This is a genomic window from Thalassotalea sp. 273M-4 (assembly GCF_041410465.1).
In the GTDB taxonomy this organism is placed as follows: Bacteria; Pseudomonadota; Gammaproteobacteria; order Enterobacterales; family Alteromonadaceae; genus Thalassotalea_A; species Thalassotalea_A aquiviva.
In genome coordinates this window covers 2919547-2939075 of sequence record NZ_CP166961.1, presented here as the reverse complement: position 1 = coordinate 2939075, position 19529 = coordinate 2919547, and the positions used below count along the sequence as shown (strand labels likewise).

Genomic DNA, 19529 nt, shown 5'->3' with positions numbered 1-19529 from the left:
TTTCATAATTGTAGCTGAAAGTCTAGAAAATTAATTGTAAATATGGAGTAAAAAACAGTGATTCTGAGTAACAAAATTAAACAGATTTCTGTATATTACTGCCGTTTTCATCACTGATGGGGTCAACCTCCGCCTACAGAAACCCAATTCCATTACGGTCACAGTGATGAAATCAGATCAACCCGCTTAAAGATAAAATAATAAAATAATAGGACATTACAGATGCAACCCATCCGTGTTTATCATTCCAAGCTAGGAAAGCTTTTAACGATAGCTCTTTTGTCGCTCAACCTAGCGGCATGTGGTGACTCAGATCCGAAACCTGAGCCCGAAATAGTACTCCCACCACCACCGCCACCACCTAAGCCTGAGGTTATTGACATTACTGGTGGCGGTGTCAAAGGCCCGATGGCTATGGCAAGTGTTACCGTTTATCAAATAGACCCGCTCGCCAGTGACTTTAAAGGCGCTGTTGCTGGGGAAGGTAATACCAACGCGGCGGCACAAATTGAGAACTTATCCTTAACGTTCCCTTTGACTGCGCCTTATTTGCTTGAAATAAGAGCAGATGAAGATACCTATGACATTACCACCAATCAATACCCAGTTATTGAGGTCATGCGCACCATTTTAACCTCTGAGATGTTAGACAGTGGCGAGCAAATGTTTGCAACCCCGCTGACTGACTTATCTGTTTCTTTGGTTTTTCAAAATGCCGACTCAAACATCGCGCCATTTACCGGTAACAATGATGGCACAGTGACCATGGCCGAAGTTATCGCCGCGATGACCAGTGCGCAAGAGCAGGTTAAGTCGACACTTGGGTTTGGTCTTGAAAGTGATGTGGACTTATTTAATACCCCACCGCTGATCAATGCGTCTACCGAAACAAGTGAACAGCAAAGCTCGACAACGGCGTACCGAAGCGCTGTTGAAGCGATCACTGCTGTGGTATATGAAATTAAGCAATTAAGTGGTGAAACAGAAATCACTACCGACGATATTATTAACGATCTTGCTGGCGATTTATCAGATGGGGTTATTGATGGTTTTATTCATCAGCAAACTGTTGGCAGCTATCCGGTAGCGGCGTTGGATGTACTAGCTCAAGATCCAGCCACCTTGCCTATTCCAAATGATCCAAACGGTCGCACCGTAAGCGATGTTAAACAACTTATCGTAGAAGAAACGGCGACAACAGGTAGCACAACAGATACCAGTGAATTTGTAGCCAGTGAAGAAGTTGTTGAGCTTAAACCCGCTGAAATGTCACCAGACATTGACGGTGACGGCGTTTTAAACTCTCAAGATGCGTTTCCTGAAGATGCCTCTGCCGACAGCGATTTTGATAACGACGGAAAACCCGATGTAGTTTACGTTTTAGAATCTGGTGCGCGTACTGATGTCATCGATGTCGCTCGCTCTGATGACGATGATGATAATGATGGTGTATTTGATGCAGAAGACCGCTTTCCTTTTGATCCAAGTGAAAGCACAGATACCGATTTAGATGGCACGGGTAACAATGCCGATACCGACGATGATAACGACGGTGTGTTAGATAGCGAAGACGATTTTCCACTTGATAACAGTCGTTCAAATGCCGTCGATCAAGATAATGATGGCTGGCCAGAGGGACAAGATACAAATGATAATGATGCCAGTGTCCCAGGTGAAGATTTTATTGATAGCGATGGTGATGGTCAGGCAAACCAAGGTGGCTTAGCACCAGATAATGACGATGACAATGATGGTGTTAAAGATACAGACGATGCCTTCCCATTAAATGCCAGTGAATCACGAGATTTAGATGCTGATGGCATTGGTAATAATTCTGATGGTGATATTGACGGTGATAACATCGCCAATGAAGATGATGTATTCCCGTATGATCCGCTCGCATCACAAGATACCGATAAAGATGGTATTGCCAACGTTTATGATAGAGATGATGATGGCGATGGCATTGAAGATGAATCGGAACTGCTATTAGGTACAGACCCTCTTAAAAGAGATTCAGACGGTGATGGTGTATTTGATCATATAGATGCTTTACCTCTTGATCCAAGTGAGCGCTTTGACTCAGATAAAGATGGTATAGGTAATAACCGTGATAATTGCCCTCTTATTGCGAACACGTTCCAAGTTAATTCAGATGATGATGCCTTTGGTGACGCTTGTGATAAAGATGATGATAATGATGGTGTATTAGATTCTGAAGACGACTTTCCAACGGATGCCAGTAAGTTTGATGCGGTTGACGCGGATAATGATGGTTGGCCAACCGAACAAGACACTGATGATAATGATGCCAGTGTTCCAAGCGAAGATTTTATCGATACCGACGGTGATGGTTTAGCCGATTCCGGTGGTTTAACGCCTGATAGCGATGATGACAATGATGGTGTTGAAGATATTAATGATGCGTTTAGCTTAAATGCCAATGAATGGCTTGATAGTGACGGTGATGGCATTGGTAACAATGCCGATAATGACGATGATAATGACAATTACGTTGATGTCGATGAAATCGCTGTAAACTCAGACCCACTAGATGCCAGCAGTAAACCAAACGACTTTGACGGCGACTTTATTGCTGACTTTAGAGATAACGATATCGATAATGATGGCGTTGTAAACTCAGAAGATGCTTATGATTTTAACCCAGCAGAGTCTGCCGATAGTGACGGCGATGGCGTTGGTAATAACGCCGATGCGTTCCCTAATGATGCGACGGAGTCGGCTGATAGCGACGGCGATGGCGTTGGTAATAACGCCGATGCGTTCCCGAATGATGCCTCAGAAACGCTAGATAGCGACGGCGATGGTGTTGGTAATAACACAGATACGTTCCCAAATGATGCGACGGAGTCGGCTGATAGCGACGGCGATGGCGTTGGTAACAATGCTGATGCATTCCCAAATGACGCCTCAGAAACGCTAGATAGCGATGGCGATGGCGTTGGTAATAACGCGGATGCATTCCCAAATGACGCCTCAGAAACGCTAGATAGCGATGGCGATGGTGTGGGTAATAACGCCGATGCGTTCCCAAATGACTCATCAGAAAGCAATGATACCGATAAAGATGGCGTAGGTAACAACTCTGATGTTTTCCCAAATGATGCGTCTGAAACAAAGGATAGCGATTTAGATGGTATTGGTAACAATGCTGATAACTGTCCTTTAATTGAGAACCCTGATCAGCTAGATAGTGATGGCAATGGTATTGGTGATGTTTGTGATAACCAAACGTTTGATTTAACCGGTCGTTGGTTATTTAAAGACACAATTACGTCTTCAACGTGCGATCCTGAAGGCACATTTGTTGATATCACTGTGATTGAAATGAATGATGATAAGCTGTTCATGGTGCAAGCCGATGAAGCTGGTGAGCAAGGTGCTGGTTGGGTCGGTACAATCAACTCTAATGGTACCTTTACCATTGATGGGCCTGACACGATTTCTACGGATGGTTTTTATAACCAAGCTGATGACTCTATTACTCTGACTTATACAGAAACATTCGAGACAGATGATGGCGCCGAACCTTGCACTAATTATGGTTCTGTCATTGCGACCCGTATTGTCGATGCAAACGAGCAAGAGGCAATGAGCCAAAATGTTGCTCTGTATGAAGGTTATGCGAACGTAAATTCTGAGAAGCTTTATGGGTTGACGCTTTATAAAAACGTCTTGAGTGACCATGCCAAAGAGCAATTTCATCGCTATGATGCTACGACGCAATCTTGGTTACTAAATGAATATTCTGCCACCACACAATACCTAACTGAGAATGGCTTTATTGAAGCAAGCTACGGTTTAACCGGGCAAGGTTATGTCGCTGATGGCGAAACCTTGAAGTTAAGCAATGATGGGATGTCAGTAGAGATTGATTTTGAGCAACTTGAAATCGGCTCATTCCCAATTAACTCAATGCTAGGTGATGATTTTAGTTATGTTATCAATGAGCAAGCCAAGTTCTCTTTAGGGGCGCAGGCGTACTTAGGTAAAGTTGTTCAAACAAATGACTCTTATGGTATTTTCTGTAGTGCCCCATGGTTTCCTATTGAAGAAGAATTAGAGTGTCATAATGGTATTCTTATATGGAACAATGGTGACGTTAATCTAGCCAACACCATGAATGACATTGTCAATATTCATGACACGCCGGTTAACCAATTACTGGGTGGAATCTTTATTGGATACAAAGGTGGAAGTAATTTTATTAACGGCTTCTTAGTATCTGATAATGGCGACATTAACGGCAACAACTTAGAGCTTATTTTAGTCGAATTTAACTGGGGCGTTCATGAGCCAGTTGAGGTTGCTCGCGTAGCCGTTACTAAAACAGTGATTAATGGTATCGATGTGTATCAATACACCGTACCTGAATATTATGTTGATTATCTAAATGTAAATGCCGACGCCATAAACCACATTTTGTTTGTTGAAACAGAGCTAGAATCTGGCATGTCAGTGGTAAGGCACGGTAATTATACGCCGGCGAATACGCAAATTTCAGAAGAGCTATTTTTTGGCGCCTTAGCAAGCTCAGATATTGATAGCGCCATAAACTACTCAGACATTGATGGCGACTATATTCCAGATCAGCATGATGCTGACATTGATGGTGATGGTGTTGCTAACGAAGATGACGATTTACCTTATGATAACAGTGAATGGTCTGATTTAGACGGTGATGGCATTGGCGATAATTCAGATACCGATCGTGATGGTGACGGTGTTGAAAATAATGTTGATGTACTACCAGATAATGCGCAGATCTCTAGCTTTATTGAAATAAGCAGTGACAGTGTTAAATCAAACTACTTTGTTTTTGTTGATGGGCATTTAACAGAGCCGTCATTTAGTCATATCAATAGAAACAATGGTGCGAAATACGCCTTCAATTCAGATGGTAGCGGCAGATATCGAGCGGTATCAGGTACGCAAGAGTATAACTGGTCGATTGTTGATAATAAGGTTGAACTTACCTTTGCTGTTGCTGGTGAAAGTTACCTTACTGTTGGTTTAGACGATTTAGTTGCTTGGGGCTTTATTAGCCAGTTTGATGCTGATATGTATAGCCTAAATAGTAGTGATACCTGGTTTGAGATGACATCATCTAATGAAGGTCGATCATTAGCATTAGTAGAAGTTGAAGGTAAAGAAGAAACGTTTTGGTTAGAAAGCCGCACACGTTATACATTGAGCGAGAATGCTCTTTCAAAACTGAAAACCTACATTCAAAATGTTCAATCTGACGTGCTCATTACTGATGGTAGAATCGTCAAGCTTATCGATTTAGCTCAGGTTGACTCTGTTGCTTACACAGAAAGTGAATTACTAGAGAATACTTGGGCGCTGCCAATCGCCATTCATAGCGAAGAGAGTAATATCTATAAGAAATTTGCCTCAGATATCGTGAGCTTAAATAGCGACCATAGCATTAGCTTCTCGTCTTTAGAAGTAAGCGCTAGCTGGCAGATTGTTAACGGCGCTTTAGAAGTTAGCTATTGGGATGATTTAAAGGTTGTTATCAACCGTGTTAAATCTCTAGAACGTATTGACGAGGTGCTGGTTGAATACACCCAAGGTGGCTTAGCGGTAAGCAAATATGCGATTGCCACTAAAGTCGATCTAAATGTTGATACATCGATAGTAAACAATAACTTTATGATGGGTGGTTATTCATTCACCGATCCAAATGCTTACGATAAAGATGGCAACATTTTAGCTGAATATGGTTTTGGCTACCGTTTCGAGCAACATGGTCGTGCTACCAAGCTTCTAACCACTGAATCGGAAGACTCAGGCTCATGGCAACAATGGAATTGGCAAATTGAAGACAATGGGGTGTTATCTATTACATCAACCATTGACTCTGATTTTAATGCGTACACCCGTTGTCAGGTAGAAGATGTTAATTGTAACCCTTACCTGAAACGTAACTGGAAGCCTCTGCAGCAAGTCGGTAATAGACTTTACGTGCTTGAATGGGAACAGTGGAACACGTCATATCATCTGTTTTCTGAAAGTGAAAGACCAACCTTTAAAAACGTATTTGCGCCACGCATTCAATTTTATGAGGTTTATGAGTTAGATGTAGATACTGACGGTGATGGCGTTATTGATGCCCACGATAGTGACATTGATAACGATGGTGTTGCCAATGAACTTGATGCATTTGAATACGACCCATTTGAGTCATTAGATACCGATGGCGATGGTGTTGGTGATAATGCAGATGCATTTCCAGCAGATGTAACAGAAAGTGTTGATAGTGACGGAGATGGTGTTGGTGATAATGCCGATGCATTTCCAACAGATGCAACAGAAACTGTAGACACTGACGGTGATGGTGTAGGTGATAATGCAGATCCATTTCCAAATGACCCCAATATGCATAACGACTGGCATCTAGTATGGGCAGATGAGTTTGATGGTGATGCTATCGATACACACAAGTGGAACCACGAAATCAATTGTGATGGTGGTGGTAACCAAGAAAAACAATGTTACACAGACAGCGAAGATAACTCTTTCGTTTCAGATGGCACATTAAAAATAGTTGCTAAGCCTTCTCTTGACAAGGAATTACCATACTCGTCTGCCCGTATGACAACTCAATATAAGGGGGACTTTACTTACGGTCGCATTGAGGCTCGTATGAAATTACCTAAAGGACAAGGTGCATGGCCGGCATTTTGGATGATGCCAACAGATGCAGAATATGGTGAGTGGCCAAAATCTGGTGAAATTGACATCGTAGAGGCGGTTAACCTAGGCGAAGAGATGTATCAGGGTACCGGCGAAAATCGCGTATATGGAACGCTACATTACGGCCGCGCTTGGGATGATAAGTCTACTGTAGGTCAAGTTTACACGCCGAAATCAAATCCAGCGGATGACTTCCACACTTATGCCATTGAGTGGGAAGAAGGTGAAATTCGCTGGTATGTTGATGGCTACTTATACTCAACTCAGCGTAAAACAGATGTGGAGTGGGATGACGAAGGATATGCGAAAAGCGTTAATCATAAAGGGTGGTATTCTGAAAACTACGACCCCATTACTGGCGAGTTAACAACGTATTACACTAACGCACCATATGATAAAGACTTCTATTTAATTCTGAATTTCGCCGTAGGTGGTGATTGGGCAGAGAACGTTCACGGTGGCGGCATAGATGCAGCAGCGTTTGAAGGTGGTAACACCATGGAAGTTGATTACGTTCGTGTTTACCAGTGTGCAATTAGCCCTGATACAGGTAAAGGTTGTGCGACGGTTCGTCCAAACTACGATAAAGTAGCGTCTGAAGAAACTCCGGATGGTGCCTTATTAGAAGATCCAAATACGCCCAACCCGCCAAGCAAACCAGTGCCATCTGATTTAGTTGTATATGAAGATTTTGACACTGAATTTATGCCAAATTTTTGGGCTGGTGATAGCGGTACAATCGATATCATTGATGTAGATTTAGGTAATGAGCGTGGTAACGTTAAGCAACTTGAATTCAATACTAATCAGGGAATCGCTTTTTTCCAGTCAGCAGAAGCTGTTGATGTGAGTGATTATGAATATATTGAATTTGACATATTTGTGGTTACAGAAACTACTGCAGAGCAATTTTTCATTAGAATGGATTGTGTTTACCCATGCTCTTCTGGGGATTTCGCAATTGAAAAACCATCTGTAGGAGAATGGACATCTTACAAAATTGCGTTATCTGATTTACTTAACAACGATGGTTCAAATTTAGATTTAAGTGTAGTTAATACTCCTCTAGCATTTTACCCTACTTGGGATCAAATGAATGGCTTTATTGCTCAAATAGACAATATTCGTTTTACATCTCCAGCACCAAGCCTAACTATTTTCGCTGAAGAGCAAAATCCAAGCTGGCCGTTGTGGGATTGTTGTGGTGGTTCAATACCAACATTGGTTTTAGATGATGAAGAGCACGGTAATGTTGCCGAGTTCGAAATTGTCCATGGCGAATGGGGCGGAACTGTAATTGGTTTTATGGGGAGAGAGTCTGGAGGAGCTTATGATGCAAGCTCAATAACTGAAAATGGTGTACTTCAATTTGAAATGAAAGTTGTATCTCAGCCGGATTCAGCCACTGCACCAGGTATCTGGTTAATAAAAATTGAAACAGGAAATGGAGATTCGTTTGTTGAAGTACCGCTAAATAGCAGTATAGAAGGTGTTGACCCTGTCGTTGGTGAATGGAAAACATTTACTTTTAAACTGTCTGATTTAATCGCGACAGGTAATAATGTAGACCCAAGTGTGATTGATATCATTATGGTACACCCAAGTTGGTCTGCTGGAAATGGCGCAGTAATTCGACTTGATAATGTCAAAATTTACGCCCCGACTTTAACGCCAGAAACAGCCTTGTTTTTTGAAGGTCCAGCGCAAGGTTGGCACCTTTTTGACTGCTGTGGTGGTTCAACTCCTGCAGTAGTTACCGATGAAGATAATAGCCATGGTAATGTGGCTGAGTTTTCTATCTCGAGTTCACCAACGGTGACGGGGATCATGGCTGATAGCGCTGATTATGCGATTGATGCGACAGAGTCATTAGAAAATGGTGTGGTGAAATTTGATTTGAAAATTGTTCAGGCACCTTTTGATCCTTCAGCGCCTTGGTTATTTAAAATCGAGTCTTATGGTGCAGCAACATTTGTTGAATTAAACCTGAACCAAAGCCTTGAGGGCATTGATCCTGTTGTTGGACAGTGGCAAACATTCACCTTCCCTTTGCAAACCTTGTTTGATATGGGCTTAGACATTAGTGCGATTGACACTCTTTGGGTATTCCCTTTTTGGGGACAAGGTGAAGGCGCCGTTTATCGCTTAGATAATATTGAAATTAACTAAGGCAAACTAAGCCTAACGTATGTGTGATATACACGGTGTTATTTAAAACCACTTTAAGTTTATACAGCACATAAGTACCCGCATTTATAAGATAAAGGGGTAGAAATACCCCTTTTTACTTGAGGTTTTTATGAAAAAATTAATTATACCTGCAACTATTACTTTATTTTTTGCTATGGCAACGGCTTTATGGTCGAGTAACAATAAAGTAACGCAATTAGAAAAACAACACAGTGAAGCTAACAAAACGGTTGCTACATTAAGTCGTCAGGTTGATACGCTTTCTAACCAACTTGCCGCACAAAAAGCAATTATCGCATCAAGAAATAAGCAACCATCAAGTGGCACATCTAACGTACCATCAAAAAAAACGTCAACTCTTAAGGCAAAGACAAGTCGCTACAATAGCTTTAACAGGCAGGCGTCTATCAAAAGAGCCGAGTTATCAGCAGTTAAAAAACCGGTGAGAACCAGACCGACGACAAAAGATCCCAAACAACCTGAGATGTTAGATAATGGTATCGTGTTATAAACAAAAAATAATGTTGGCGAAAAAAGCGAGTAGGCTAGTTGAATGAGCTATACTCGCTTTTTTCATGTATTGGAAGGTGTTTGTTAATCGCCACTTAGCATAGCTTCAATTTGCTCTTCTAGCTCCATCCACTGCTCTTCCGCTTGCTCAAGCTGAGGTTTTATTTTGCCCTGATCAAGCATTAACTTGGCTAGCAATTCTTTGTTTTTTGCATCATAGGTGCTTGGGTCGGCCAATTGCTCTTCGATTTCGGATAATTGTAATTGCCATTTTTCCACTTGTTGTTCGAGCTTTTGCGCTTGCTTTCTAAGTGGCGCTGCTTGTTTACGTAAGTCGGCTTGTTGACGTCTTAACTCTTTTTTATCGACTTTATCGCTTTTATCCGAGCTTACTTTGTCTTTATTTAAACTGGCTTTTTTATCGTCATCGAGCCATTTTTGATAGTCATCAATATCGCCGGAAAACGGTGTGACATGGCCTTGACCAACAATGTAATATTCATCGACACAAGATTCGAGTAAGTAACGATCGTGAGCAATTAGAATAATCGCGCCTTCAAATTCTTGTAGTGCCATCACTAAAGCTTGGCGCATTTCAAGATCTAAGTGGTTGGTGGGTTCATCCAGTAACAGTAATTGTGGTTGTTCTAACACAATGAGTGCCAACACCAAACGTGCTTTTTCGCCACCCGACATAGTGCTAATAATGTTCAACGCTTGTTCACCACTAAAACCAAAGCGGCCTAAATGATTTCTGGCCTGTAATTCGGTAAACGCAGGCTTGGCTAACAAGATTTGGTTTAGCGCGGTTTCATCGGCTCGCAGTTGTTCGAGTTGGTGCTGAGAAAAATACCCTATCGACAATTCTTGCGCGCAAAATCGAGTACCGCTTAATAAGGCTAATTCACCGGCAAGGCTTTTGATCAGCGTCGATTTACCTGCGCCATTTCGACCTAATAAACCAAGTCGACTGCCAGGAACTAAGTTAAGCTTCACTTCAGATAAAATTTTAATGTCTTGACCGTAACCACAGTCAGCTTGTTCAAGCGACAACAAAGGGTAGGGCATATAGCCTGGGTTTTCAAAGGCGAAACTGAATTGGCTATCGACATGCGCAGGCATTAAATCGGGCATTTTTTCCAATCGCTTTAATCGTGATTGCGCCTGTTTAGCTTTTGACGCTTTGGCTCTAAAGCGATCGACAAATGACGTGAGGTGTTTTATTTCACGTTGCTGTTTGGCAAACATCGCATCTTGCTGGGCTAAATGCTCAGCTCGTTGACGTTCAAAACTGGTGTAGTTACCGCTATATATTTTGGCTTTTTGATGCTCAATATGCAGGATATGATTGATCACATCGTCAAGAAAATCTCGGTCATGCGAAATCAAAATTAAGGTGCCGTCAAATCGTTTAAGCCAGCGCTGTAACCATAATACCGCATCTAAGTCTAAGTGGTTGGTCGGCTCATCGAGTAACATCAAATCAGCTCGACTTATCAAGGCTTGCGCAAGGTTTAGGCGCATTCGCCAACCACCCGAAAAGCTGCTGACACTGTGACATAATTGGTCTTGACTAAATCCTAAACCATGCAGAAGTTCACCAGCACGCGCTGGTAAGCTGTAGCCACCAATCGCATCGATTTGGTTTAACAGCTCTGCCTCAAGATTGCCATTATTCTTGGTTCTAGCTTGTTCAAGCTGAGACTCAAGCTGACGAAACTCAATGTCTCCGTCTATTACGTAATCTAATGCCGACTTAGATAACGCTGGGGTTTCTTGCTTTACAGTGGCAATGGACCAACCCGCAGGGATTTCTAAGCTACCTGACTCAGCTTGTAACTGCCCAAGTAAAGCGGCAAATAACGAAGACTTACCACATCCATTAGCCCCGACTAGGCCAACTTTTTGCCCCGGATGAATGGCAAAAGATGATGATTTAAAGAGTGTTTTTATACCTCGGTCAAGGCTGAGGTCGGTTGCAAGGATCAAGATTAATTCCTAAATAATATTTTCGCTTACCTAAAGGTCATTTTCAGGTAAAATATGTTAATAACTTTTTGTCAAAGCGGTTTGATACCGTTGATTGGTCACTATGAAAAAAAGATTTATCGCTGGTGCGACGTGCCCTAAATGTGGCACACAAGATACTTTAGCATTGTCTAAGGATTTAGGAATAGAAAAAGTCACCTGTGTGCAATGTCATATGGAAATGACCCAACCGGAAGAGCAGGTCGAAACCCAAGTACGCCAGCAAGAACAAGTCATTGGTGTATTTAAACCATAGCGACGTATCTGCGAGGCTATTAATAAGCGTTGCTGCTTAAACACTTAGTAATGAGGAGGTGGCGTCTCTTCTTCTGGCTTTGCCATTTGCGAGGTATTCATTTCTTTTACCCGCTGCACAACTAAGTGCATCTGCTCAGATAATTTACTCAATTGGTCTTGATGAATAGTGATTTCATTATTGAGTTGCTCGATAACATCATCTTGAAAAGCCAACTTGGCTTCTAGGTTGTCTATCCGATTTTGCAATTGTTCGATATATTGATTAGACATTGTTTTGCTCTGTTTTGAACCTGGTCCTATTATCGCTGATTGAATATTGAAGTAAACTCTTTCACCGATTATCTGTAAGTTGTTTTGCTGAAAAACGACTTATTATCTGCCATCTGCGGATTCATAGTATGGCCGTTTAGCTTTTTATTTAAGTTAAATGAGCACTAGCGGTTTAAATTTAGATAAATACTCCCATATCGTTAAAGTATGAATGAACTTTTACCTTTTGAGCGGTGACTTTCACCGACTTATTTAAAGTTTTAGGTTTTTTTTTAATAAATTTATCGCTAGTATGGCTTTTTTAGCGATAAAACTATGTGAAGAATGTGAGGTTTTCTCCGTTTATCTCATTGTTTCTGGAGAATTAAATGAAATTGATTTTAAAACCAACCTTAGCTGCTGTCGCTGTTTTAGCGGTAATGGGTTGTCAACCAAAAGAAGAAAAAGCAGTAGTTCTTGAAACCGAAGCACAAAAACAAGCTTACGGTTTAGGTTCATCTATTGGTTCTTACATGAATACCAACCTTGAACAACAAGAAAAAATGGGTGTCGCTTTAGATAAAGAGCTTTTAATTGCCGGTTTTAAAGAAAGCCTTATGGGCAAAAGCCAGCTAGAAAAAGCTGAAATCGAAGAATTATTAAAAGCACTTGATCAACAAATTCAGCAAAAAAGTGCGGAAGCGCAAAAACTAGAAAGCGAAAAGAATTTGACTGAAGGCCAAACTTACTTAGCCGAGAACGCCAAAGTTGAAGGCGTTGTGACCACTGAGTCAGGCCTACAATACCAAGTGATCACTGCCGCTGAAGGCGACAAGCCAAAAGCAACAGACACCGTTAAAGTTCATTATAAAGGGACTTTAATTGACGGAACCACTTTTGACAGTTCATACGATCGCGGTGAGCCAATTGAGTTTCCTCTTAACCGTGTGATTCCTGGCTGGACTGAAGGTGTACAATTAATGTCGGTAGGTTCTTCTTACAAGTTTGTTATTCCATCAGAGCTAGCATACGGTCCTACGGGTTCTGGCCCTATCCCTGGTAATTCAACTCTAATTTTTGAAGTTGAATTGTTAGACATCGTAACACCAGAAGAAACCAACTAATTGTTGAATTATATCAAGGTTAGCTAACTAAAAAACCAGACTGAAAGTCTGGTTTTTTGTTTTAGGCTTATCCATTTAAAACGTTATGCTTTTTCTGGACTATGGTGAAGATACAGAGTTTCAATTAATTGATCTTCAAGTTCGAAGCGTTCTTCAAGTAATTGGCCTAATGCCGACAGGTTTAAATCAAAGTCATTAAGGTCTGCATCCTCTTTAAGCTCTGCAAAGCGATCATTAAAACTTAACGCAATATCGGTGGTTTTTGCAATTTTAGGGTAGACCTCATTGGCTATCGCCATGCTCTTCGGACCCTTTTCTTCACACTTACTGACAATATGGTCGAACACTTCAAAGTGGCCTGCCGATAAGTAATCCATCAATAATTGGCAAAATGATTGTATTTTGGTGTTATCGGGTAATGCATCAGAGCCATCAAATGGTGGTAAACCCGCTAATTCACAGTACTTCACCAACACATCTTGACGTTCAGCGAGCCAAGCATCGATAGCAGCGTTTGAACCACCCCATAGTTGTTGTGTTTTTTCTAACCTATTTAGCATGGCTTCCCCCCGCTTTATGCTCAGTAACTCTACTGGATTAGAGTTAATATAAGACTTAATTTTAACCGGAAATGCAACATATTTTTAACTTATGTCGCTATTTATTGTGTTTATTTTTTAAACGCCGATTTTAAAATAAAATTAAGTGTATGTTTTTGATTAGATATTTTTTATTTTTCCGGTCTATAAATTTTCTTTTAAGTAGCTATGTAATCGTTTAGCCGCAAGCGCGACTTGCTGAGCAAGAATCTTACGATTGTGCTTTATGTAGGTTGGGCTAATGAGGATCGGAGTTTCAACTTTGCGACAGTATCCTCTAGGACTTAATACACAATATTGTGTTTTGCTATCTCGAGTAATCGCCAGTGTGTCATTGGCCCAAGCAAAAAGATTGGCCTGGTTATATTGATCTGATGGTTGCAGAGCATACTGGTTAAAATAAGTTAAAACCTGCTGCTCAAATTGGCGACGGTTAAACGATGTTAAGCAGTGATCCCACAAAGCGTGCATGTTATGACATTTTAAGGTGTTATTTTCTATCTTTACAGGGAGTCGATTACCGCCTAAATCCGATTTAAAACTAACATGCATCGGCTGATGTAAATCGCCAAACCAATGCGAAATAAAACGAATCGCTTCGCCTGCCTCGTGTGCGAGATTTAATGCCAGAGCTTGCTTAAGTTGTCGATGATGAAAGTCAAAGGCATGTAATATGCAGTTTTGTTGACAGTCTTTTGTGTCTACCTTGATGCTGTTACGTGGCACATTGATAAAATGCCAAGATTTAAAAGGCACATATTGAGGTTTTGATTTTATCAAATCAGGCCATATACACGAGTCGGCAAAACTGACTGGGTGATCTGATGTGCGTCGCAAGCGCTGGTTTATTTGCTTTTTATCAGTCGTGGTTAAAAATTCGGTAAACTCAATAAGGGTTTGTTGTTGCAAGGAGGAGAGTTGCTTAAAGGCCAGTTCACATACCATCTTATGGCCCTGTTGACCAAGGGCATAAGCGCTGGTTGAGAGCAGATTTAACAGCAATATGAGGACCAGATGTTTCATTTGCATTACCTGTTGCTATAACGATAGCGATGAAAGATAAAATTTTGGTCAAAAAACAGGATAAAATAAAAAGGCCTTATCGATGATAAGGCCTGAAATGCTCGCTGTAAGGTCTAGTTATCTAGCTTCTTATTAATTATCTCTTAGTAATTAATAACTTTTATAACAAACAGATCACGCTTTAGCAATATTTTTTTACATTTTTTGTGTTTATTAATGTCATTAACATTGGTTCACAGCTTGCGTGGCATATCGATAAAAGTTTGGTAAACTAGCGCTCATTATTGAATTATCATACTTCGGATATTTATGACCACTCTTAAAAATGATACCTATTTACGTGCGTTGTTACGTCAACCAGTCGATTACACCCCTGTTTGGATGATGCGCCAAGCTGGTCGTTATTTGCCAGAATATAAGGCAACTCGAAAAGATGCCGGCGATTTTATGGCATTATGTCGTAATACCGAATTGGCTACCGAAGTAACCTTACAACCTTTACGCCGTTTTGATTTAGATGCGGCGATTTTATTCAGTGATATTTTAACCATTCCAGATGCGATGGGCTTAGGGTTGTACTTTGAAACAGGTGAAGGTCCTAAATTTGAGCGACCGATCACTTGTGCTGCAGATGTCAAAAAAATTGGCATTCCAGATCCTGAGGGTGAATTACAATATGTTATGAACGCCGTCCGTTCTATTCGTAAAGGCTTAGAAGGCAAGGTACCCTTAATTGGTTTTTCTGGTAGTCCATGGACACTAGCAACCTACATGGTTGAAGGTGGCTCGTCGAAAGCGTTTACTAAAATTAAGAAAATGATGTTCGCTGAACCACAAGTTCTGCACATGCTATTAGACAAACTTGCCGACTCGGTTATTTCTTACTTGAATGCTCAAATTGCAGCTGGCGCCCAATCTGTGATGGTCTTTGATACTTGGGGTGGGGTCTTATCTCCGGCTATGTATCAAGAGTTTTCATTACAATACATGGCCAAAATTGTCGATGGCTTAACCCGCGAGAATGAAGGTCGTAAAGTTCCTGTCACGCTATTTACCAAAAATGGTGGCATGTGGCTAGAGTCTATTGCAGCAACGGGTTGTGATGCCGTTGGCTTGGACTGGACCATTAATATCGAAGACGCAAAAAAACGCGTGGGTGATAAAGTCGCATTGCAAGGCAATATGGACCCTTCTATGCTGTATGCGCCAAAAGAGCGTATTGAGCAAGAAGTACAAACTATTTTGCAAGGATATGGAAACGAGGGAACCGGTCATGTATTTAATCTTGGCCATGGTATTCACCCAGATGTTAATCCAGATCACGCGGGCTACTTTATCGATGCGGTGCATAAGTTTAGCAAGCCATACCATAGCCAAAAATAGTATCGACCCACTTTGGGTGCAAATCCTGTGTTTGCACCCGTTTAAGCCATCCATTTATAGTTAATGCTGGCGTTTTTCGATACAATCACTAAAACTCAAAAACGTTACTTTGCATGTTACATAATCATTTCCCTCTAAAACAGTACAATAGTTTTGCTTTAGAAGCCTATGCCAAACAGGCTTTGATCATTGAAAACCACAAACAATTAACGTCCTTTGCCGAAAATTTGCCTGAGCATTTTTACATCCTTGGTGGTGGTAGCAATAGTTTGTTCACCTGTGACTACGAAGGCATGGTTGTGTGTCCAAGGTTTAAAGGCGTAAACGTAAAGCAGGATGACGACTATTTCTACATTGAAGCGGCAAGCGGTGAGAACTGGCATAATTTAGTCTCCTATTGTGTAGAGCAAGGAATGCCAGGGCTTGAAAACTTAGCTTTGATCCCCGGAAATTGTGGGGCTGCGCCAATTCAAAATATTGGTGCTTACGGTATTGAGTTTGCCACGGTCTGTGATTATGTGAAATGGTTTGATTTTGCTAGTAAACGACAACGAATAATGAGCGCTGAACAATGCCAATTTGGTTATCGCGATAGTGTTTTTAAGCATGCGCTTAAAGGCCAAGGTATCATTACCGCTATCGGCTTAAAGCTGGCAAAAACGTGGCAGCCTTGCTTAAATTATCAGGGCTTGAACGAATTGGCTGAGCACTGTAGCGCGATAGACGTGATGAATAAAGTCATCGCCATTCGTCAAAGTAAATTGCCCGATCCCGCGGTGTTACCTAATGCAGGAAGTTTCTTTAAAAATCCTGTTGTAGATAAACACACTTATCTGACCTTAAAACAAAATCACCCAGAGATGCCAGCTTATCCAAACGGCAACGATAAGTATAAATTGGCTGCCGGTTGGCTAATTGATCAATGCGGTTTAAAAGGCAAACAGATTGGCGGTGCCGCCGTGCATAAAAAACAGGCATTAGTTTTAGTAAATATTGATAACGCTCAAGGAAAAGACGTAACCGATTTGGCAAAATTTGTAAAAAGCTTCGTCCTCAACAAATTTAACATCAATCTTGAACCTGAAGTCAGGATCATCGCAGAATTGGATGAAGTCCTATTATAAAGGAACAAAGTTATGGCAAAGGTGGTTAGAGAATTGCTTATTCGTCGTTTGGCGGAGGGTAAATTCATTTCTGGTCAGGTCTTAGCGCAGGAGCTTGGCGTTAGCAGAACCGCCATTTCAAAGCACATTAAAGTGTTAAACGAGATGGGACTGGATATTTTTAGTGTACAAGGTAAAGGCTATAAGCTTGCTTACCCTATTAAGCTTTTAGACAATACTAAAATCAGTGAATTATTGCTTGCTCGCAATAAGAGTAACTATGTTGAAGTACACAGCATTATCGACTCGACAAATTCGTATTTAATGCGTCGACTGCCCAATAATATTCGTAATGGCCAAGTTTGTATTTCAGAGTATCAGTCGGCTGGGCGTGGTCGTCGAGGCAAACAGTGGGTATCACCATTTGCGTCACACCTTTATTTGTCTATGTACTGGCGCCTCGACCAAGGCATTTCATCGGCAATGGGGATCTCATTAGTTGTTGGTCTCGCGGTTAGCGATGTGCTAAAAAAAGATTATGATTTGGACGTGCAATTAAAATGGCCAAATGATATTTATGTTAATGGTCGTAAACTGGCGGGTATTCTTGTCGAGCTTGAAGGGCAAAGTACTGGGCCGGGTAACTGTATTTTAGGCTTGGGCTTAAATATTAGTATGCCTACCTATAGTGGTTCGAAAATAGATCAGCCTTGGACCGATTTAGAACAAGAGCTTGGTTTTAGAGTTGATCGCAATGAATTGGCTGCCAGTCTGATTGACAAAATAGCGCACAAATTAGAATTACATAATAAATATGGCATGGCACCAATGCTTGATGACTGGCAACGTCATGACCTATATATAAATAAGCCGGTTAAATTGGTCACTGGCGACAAAGAAACTCGTGGTATTAGTCGCGGGATAAATATAAATGGCGCTCTGTTACTTGAAGTTGATGGTAAACGACAACCTTTTTACGGAGGCGAAATCAGTTTAAGAGGAATGTAGTGAACCTTCTTGTCGATATAGGAAATACCAGAGTCAAATATGTGCTGGAAAGTAATGGCAAACTATCCAGCACAAAATATTCTCATACGGACGAGTTTATTACTCGGCTAAGTCAAATGGCCATTCCCCAATCATTGGTGTTGGTCTCTGTCTCTAATCAATCGTTTGCTGACCAATGCCAACAATGGGCTGATGCTAACCAAGTAAGGTTTGTGCAAGTAGAAACACAAGCCAGCGCTTTTGGGGTGACCAACTCCTATACTTACCCAACTCAAATGGGCACAGATAGATGGGTGGCTATTTTGGCTGCTGACTATTTATACCCAAACCAAACCGTACTCATTGTCGATTCAGGCACCGCAACAACCATTGATTTAGTGAGCGCTAACAAACAGCACCTCGGTGGCTGGATTATTCCAGGGGTCGATATGATGATGTCAGCGCTTTATCAAAATACCGCCAAAGTAAAGGGGCGTATTGGCACCGTTACAGAATTAGACTTTGGTCAAAATACCAGCGACAATGTAAATCTTGGTTGTTGGGCAGCGACGATGGGGGCAATAGAGCTTGCCAAAATGCTTATTGCAAAAGCCAATCTTAACCTCGAACAAGTTATTTTTACCGGTGGCAATGGTGCCGAATTGCAAAAGTTGTCAGCGGAGCAAAATATTTTAGAGCCACAATTAATCTTTTATGGTCTTAAAAGATTCTTAATTTGAGCCTAAAAATCAGGTTTTTTAACCGGTTGTTTGTTTTTTGTTTTAGAATTGGTTAAAAATAAAGCGAACAGAAAAAAACTATAATTTTTTTTGAATTAGCTATTGCATGGTGCAAAACATTCATCTAGAATTCGCCTCACTTAATGCAGTGCCGTCTTAGCTCAGTAGGTAGAGCAACTGACTTGTAATCAGTAGGTCGCCAGTTCGATTCCGGCAGACGGCACCATTAATATCAAAAAATATGGAGGGGTTCCCGAGTGGCCAAAGGGATCAGACTGTAAATCTGACGGCTCAGCCTTCGGTGGTTCGAATCCACCTCCCTCCACCATTTTTGTCTATCAAAGATAGTCATAAGATCGCGGACGTCGTATAGTGGTAATACCTTAGCCTTCCAAGCTAAAGCTGCGGGTTCGATTCCCGCCGTCCGCTCCATTATCTTTTAAGGCGCTGATATAGCTCAGTTGGTAGAGCGCACCCTTGGTAAGGGTGAGGTCGGCAGTTCGAATCTGCCTATTAGCACCATCCCCTTTTATTACCTCTTTGAAGTATCTGACTTCACCATCTATGATTATCTTTATCCAAACTTAACTTAATTGGCTTAAGGTAAATTTT

12 protein-coding genes and 4 tRNA genes are annotated in these 19529 nt (G+C 41.3%); 12 read left to right on the top strand and 4 right to left on the bottom strand.

Going from position 1 to position 19529, the window contains the following annotated elements:
- Positions 1-222: 222 nt before the first annotated feature.
- Positions 223-8892, top strand: a complete 8670-nt coding sequence (locus ACAY00_RS13185) for a family 16 glycosylhydrolase (RefSeq protein WP_371374584.1) — start codon at positions 223-225, stop codon at positions 8890-8892.
- 130 nt (positions 8893-9022) lie between these two features.
- Positions 9023-9424: a hypothetical protein gene (locus ACAY00_RS13180; RefSeq protein WP_371374581.1), complete on the top strand. Its 402-nt coding sequence runs from the start codon at positions 9023-9025 to the stop codon at positions 9422-9424.
- Between the two features lie 83 nt (positions 9425-9507).
- On the opposite strand, the gene ACAY00_RS13175 is transcribed toward ACAY00_RS13180, so the two are convergent.
- On the bottom strand, positions 9508-11412 hold the full coding sequence (locus ACAY00_RS13175; protein WP_371374578.1) for an ATP-binding cassette domain-containing protein: 1905 nt from the start codon (positions 11410-11412) through the stop codon (positions 9508-9510).
- A 103-nt stretch (positions 11413-11515) separates the two neighbouring features.
- Between ACAY00_RS13175 and ACAY00_RS13170 the strand changes: the two genes are divergently transcribed.
- The gene (locus ACAY00_RS13170; protein WP_371374576.1) at positions 11516-11707 is read left to right on the top strand and encodes a YheV family putative zinc ribbon protein; all 192 of its coding nucleotides are present in this window, start codon (positions 11516-11518) and stop codon (positions 11705-11707) included.
- A gap of 44 nt (positions 11708-11751) precedes the next feature.
- Here ACAY00_RS13170 and ACAY00_RS13165 read toward each other — a convergent pair whose 3' ends face one another.
- Positions 11752-11979: a SlyX family protein gene (locus ACAY00_RS13165; protein ID WP_371374574.1), complete on the bottom strand. Its 228-nt coding sequence runs from the start codon at positions 11977-11979 to the stop codon at positions 11752-11754.
- A 368-nt stretch (positions 11980-12347) separates the two neighbouring features.
- Here ACAY00_RS13165 and fkpA point away from each other — a divergent pair, with 368 nt between their 5' ends.
- Complete coding sequence (gene fkpA, locus ACAY00_RS13160; RefSeq protein ID WP_371374572.1) at positions 12348-13082, top strand: FKBP-type peptidyl-prolyl cis-trans isomerase; 735 nt, start codon at positions 12348-12350, stop codon at positions 13080-13082.
- Positions 13083-13165: 83 nt separating this feature from the next.
- On the opposite strand, the gene rsd is transcribed toward fkpA, so the two are convergent.
- Positions 13166-13642, bottom strand: coding sequence for a sigma D regulator (gene rsd / locus ACAY00_RS13155; protein ID WP_371374569.1), 477 nt, complete (start codon positions 13640-13642; stop codon positions 13166-13168).
- A gap of 183 nt (positions 13643-13825) precedes the next feature.
- Positions 13826-14704 (bottom strand): S1/P1 nuclease, encoded by an 879-nt coding sequence (locus tag ACAY00_RS13150; RefSeq protein WP_371374566.1) that lies wholly within the window; start codon positions 14702-14704, stop codon positions 13826-13828.
- Positions 14705-15013: 309 nt separating this feature from the next.
- Between ACAY00_RS13150 and hemE the strand changes: the two genes are divergently transcribed.
- The 8 genes from hemE to ACAY00_RS13110 all read left to right on the top strand — a co-directional run bounded on the left by hemE (position 15014) and on the right by ACAY00_RS13110 (position 19439).
- Entirely contained in the window at positions 15014-16087 is a 1074-nt protein-coding gene (gene hemE, locus ACAY00_RS13145) for a uroporphyrinogen decarboxylase (protein WP_371374564.1), read from the top strand.
- Positions 16088-16200: 113 nt separating this feature from the next.
- Positions 16201-17211 (top strand): UDP-N-acetylmuramate dehydrogenase, encoded by a 1011-nt coding sequence (gene murB / locus ACAY00_RS13140; RefSeq protein ID WP_371374562.1) that lies wholly within the window; start codon positions 16201-16203, stop codon positions 17209-17211.
- A 12-nt stretch (positions 17212-17223) separates the two neighbouring features.
- Entirely contained in the window at positions 17224-18198 is a 975-nt protein-coding gene (birA, locus tag ACAY00_RS13135; RefSeq protein WP_371374560.1) for a bifunctional biotin--[acetyl-CoA-carboxylase] ligase/biotin operon repressor BirA, read from the top strand.
- Positions 18198-18917 carry a type III pantothenate kinase gene (locus tag ACAY00_RS13130; RefSeq protein ID WP_371374558.1) on the top strand — a complete coding sequence of 240 codons (720 nt, stop codon included), beginning with the start codon at positions 18198-18200 and terminating at the stop codon, positions 18915-18917. Before birA ends, ACAY00_RS13130 begins: the two co-directional genes overlap by 1 nt.
- A 150-nt stretch (positions 18918-19067) precedes the next feature.
- A tRNA-Thr gene (locus tag ACAY00_RS13125) sits at positions 19068-19143 on the top strand.
- Positions 19144-19160: 17 nt separating this feature from the next.
- Positions 19161-19245 (top strand) — tRNA-Tyr (locus ACAY00_RS13120).
- Between the two features lie 30 nt (positions 19246-19275).
- Positions 19276-19349: transfer RNA gene (locus ACAY00_RS13115), tRNA-Gly, on the top strand.
- 14 nt (positions 19350-19363) lie between these two features.
- Positions 19364-19439 (top strand) — tRNA-Thr (locus ACAY00_RS13110).
- The last annotated feature ends 90 nt before the right edge of the window (positions 19440-19529 follow it).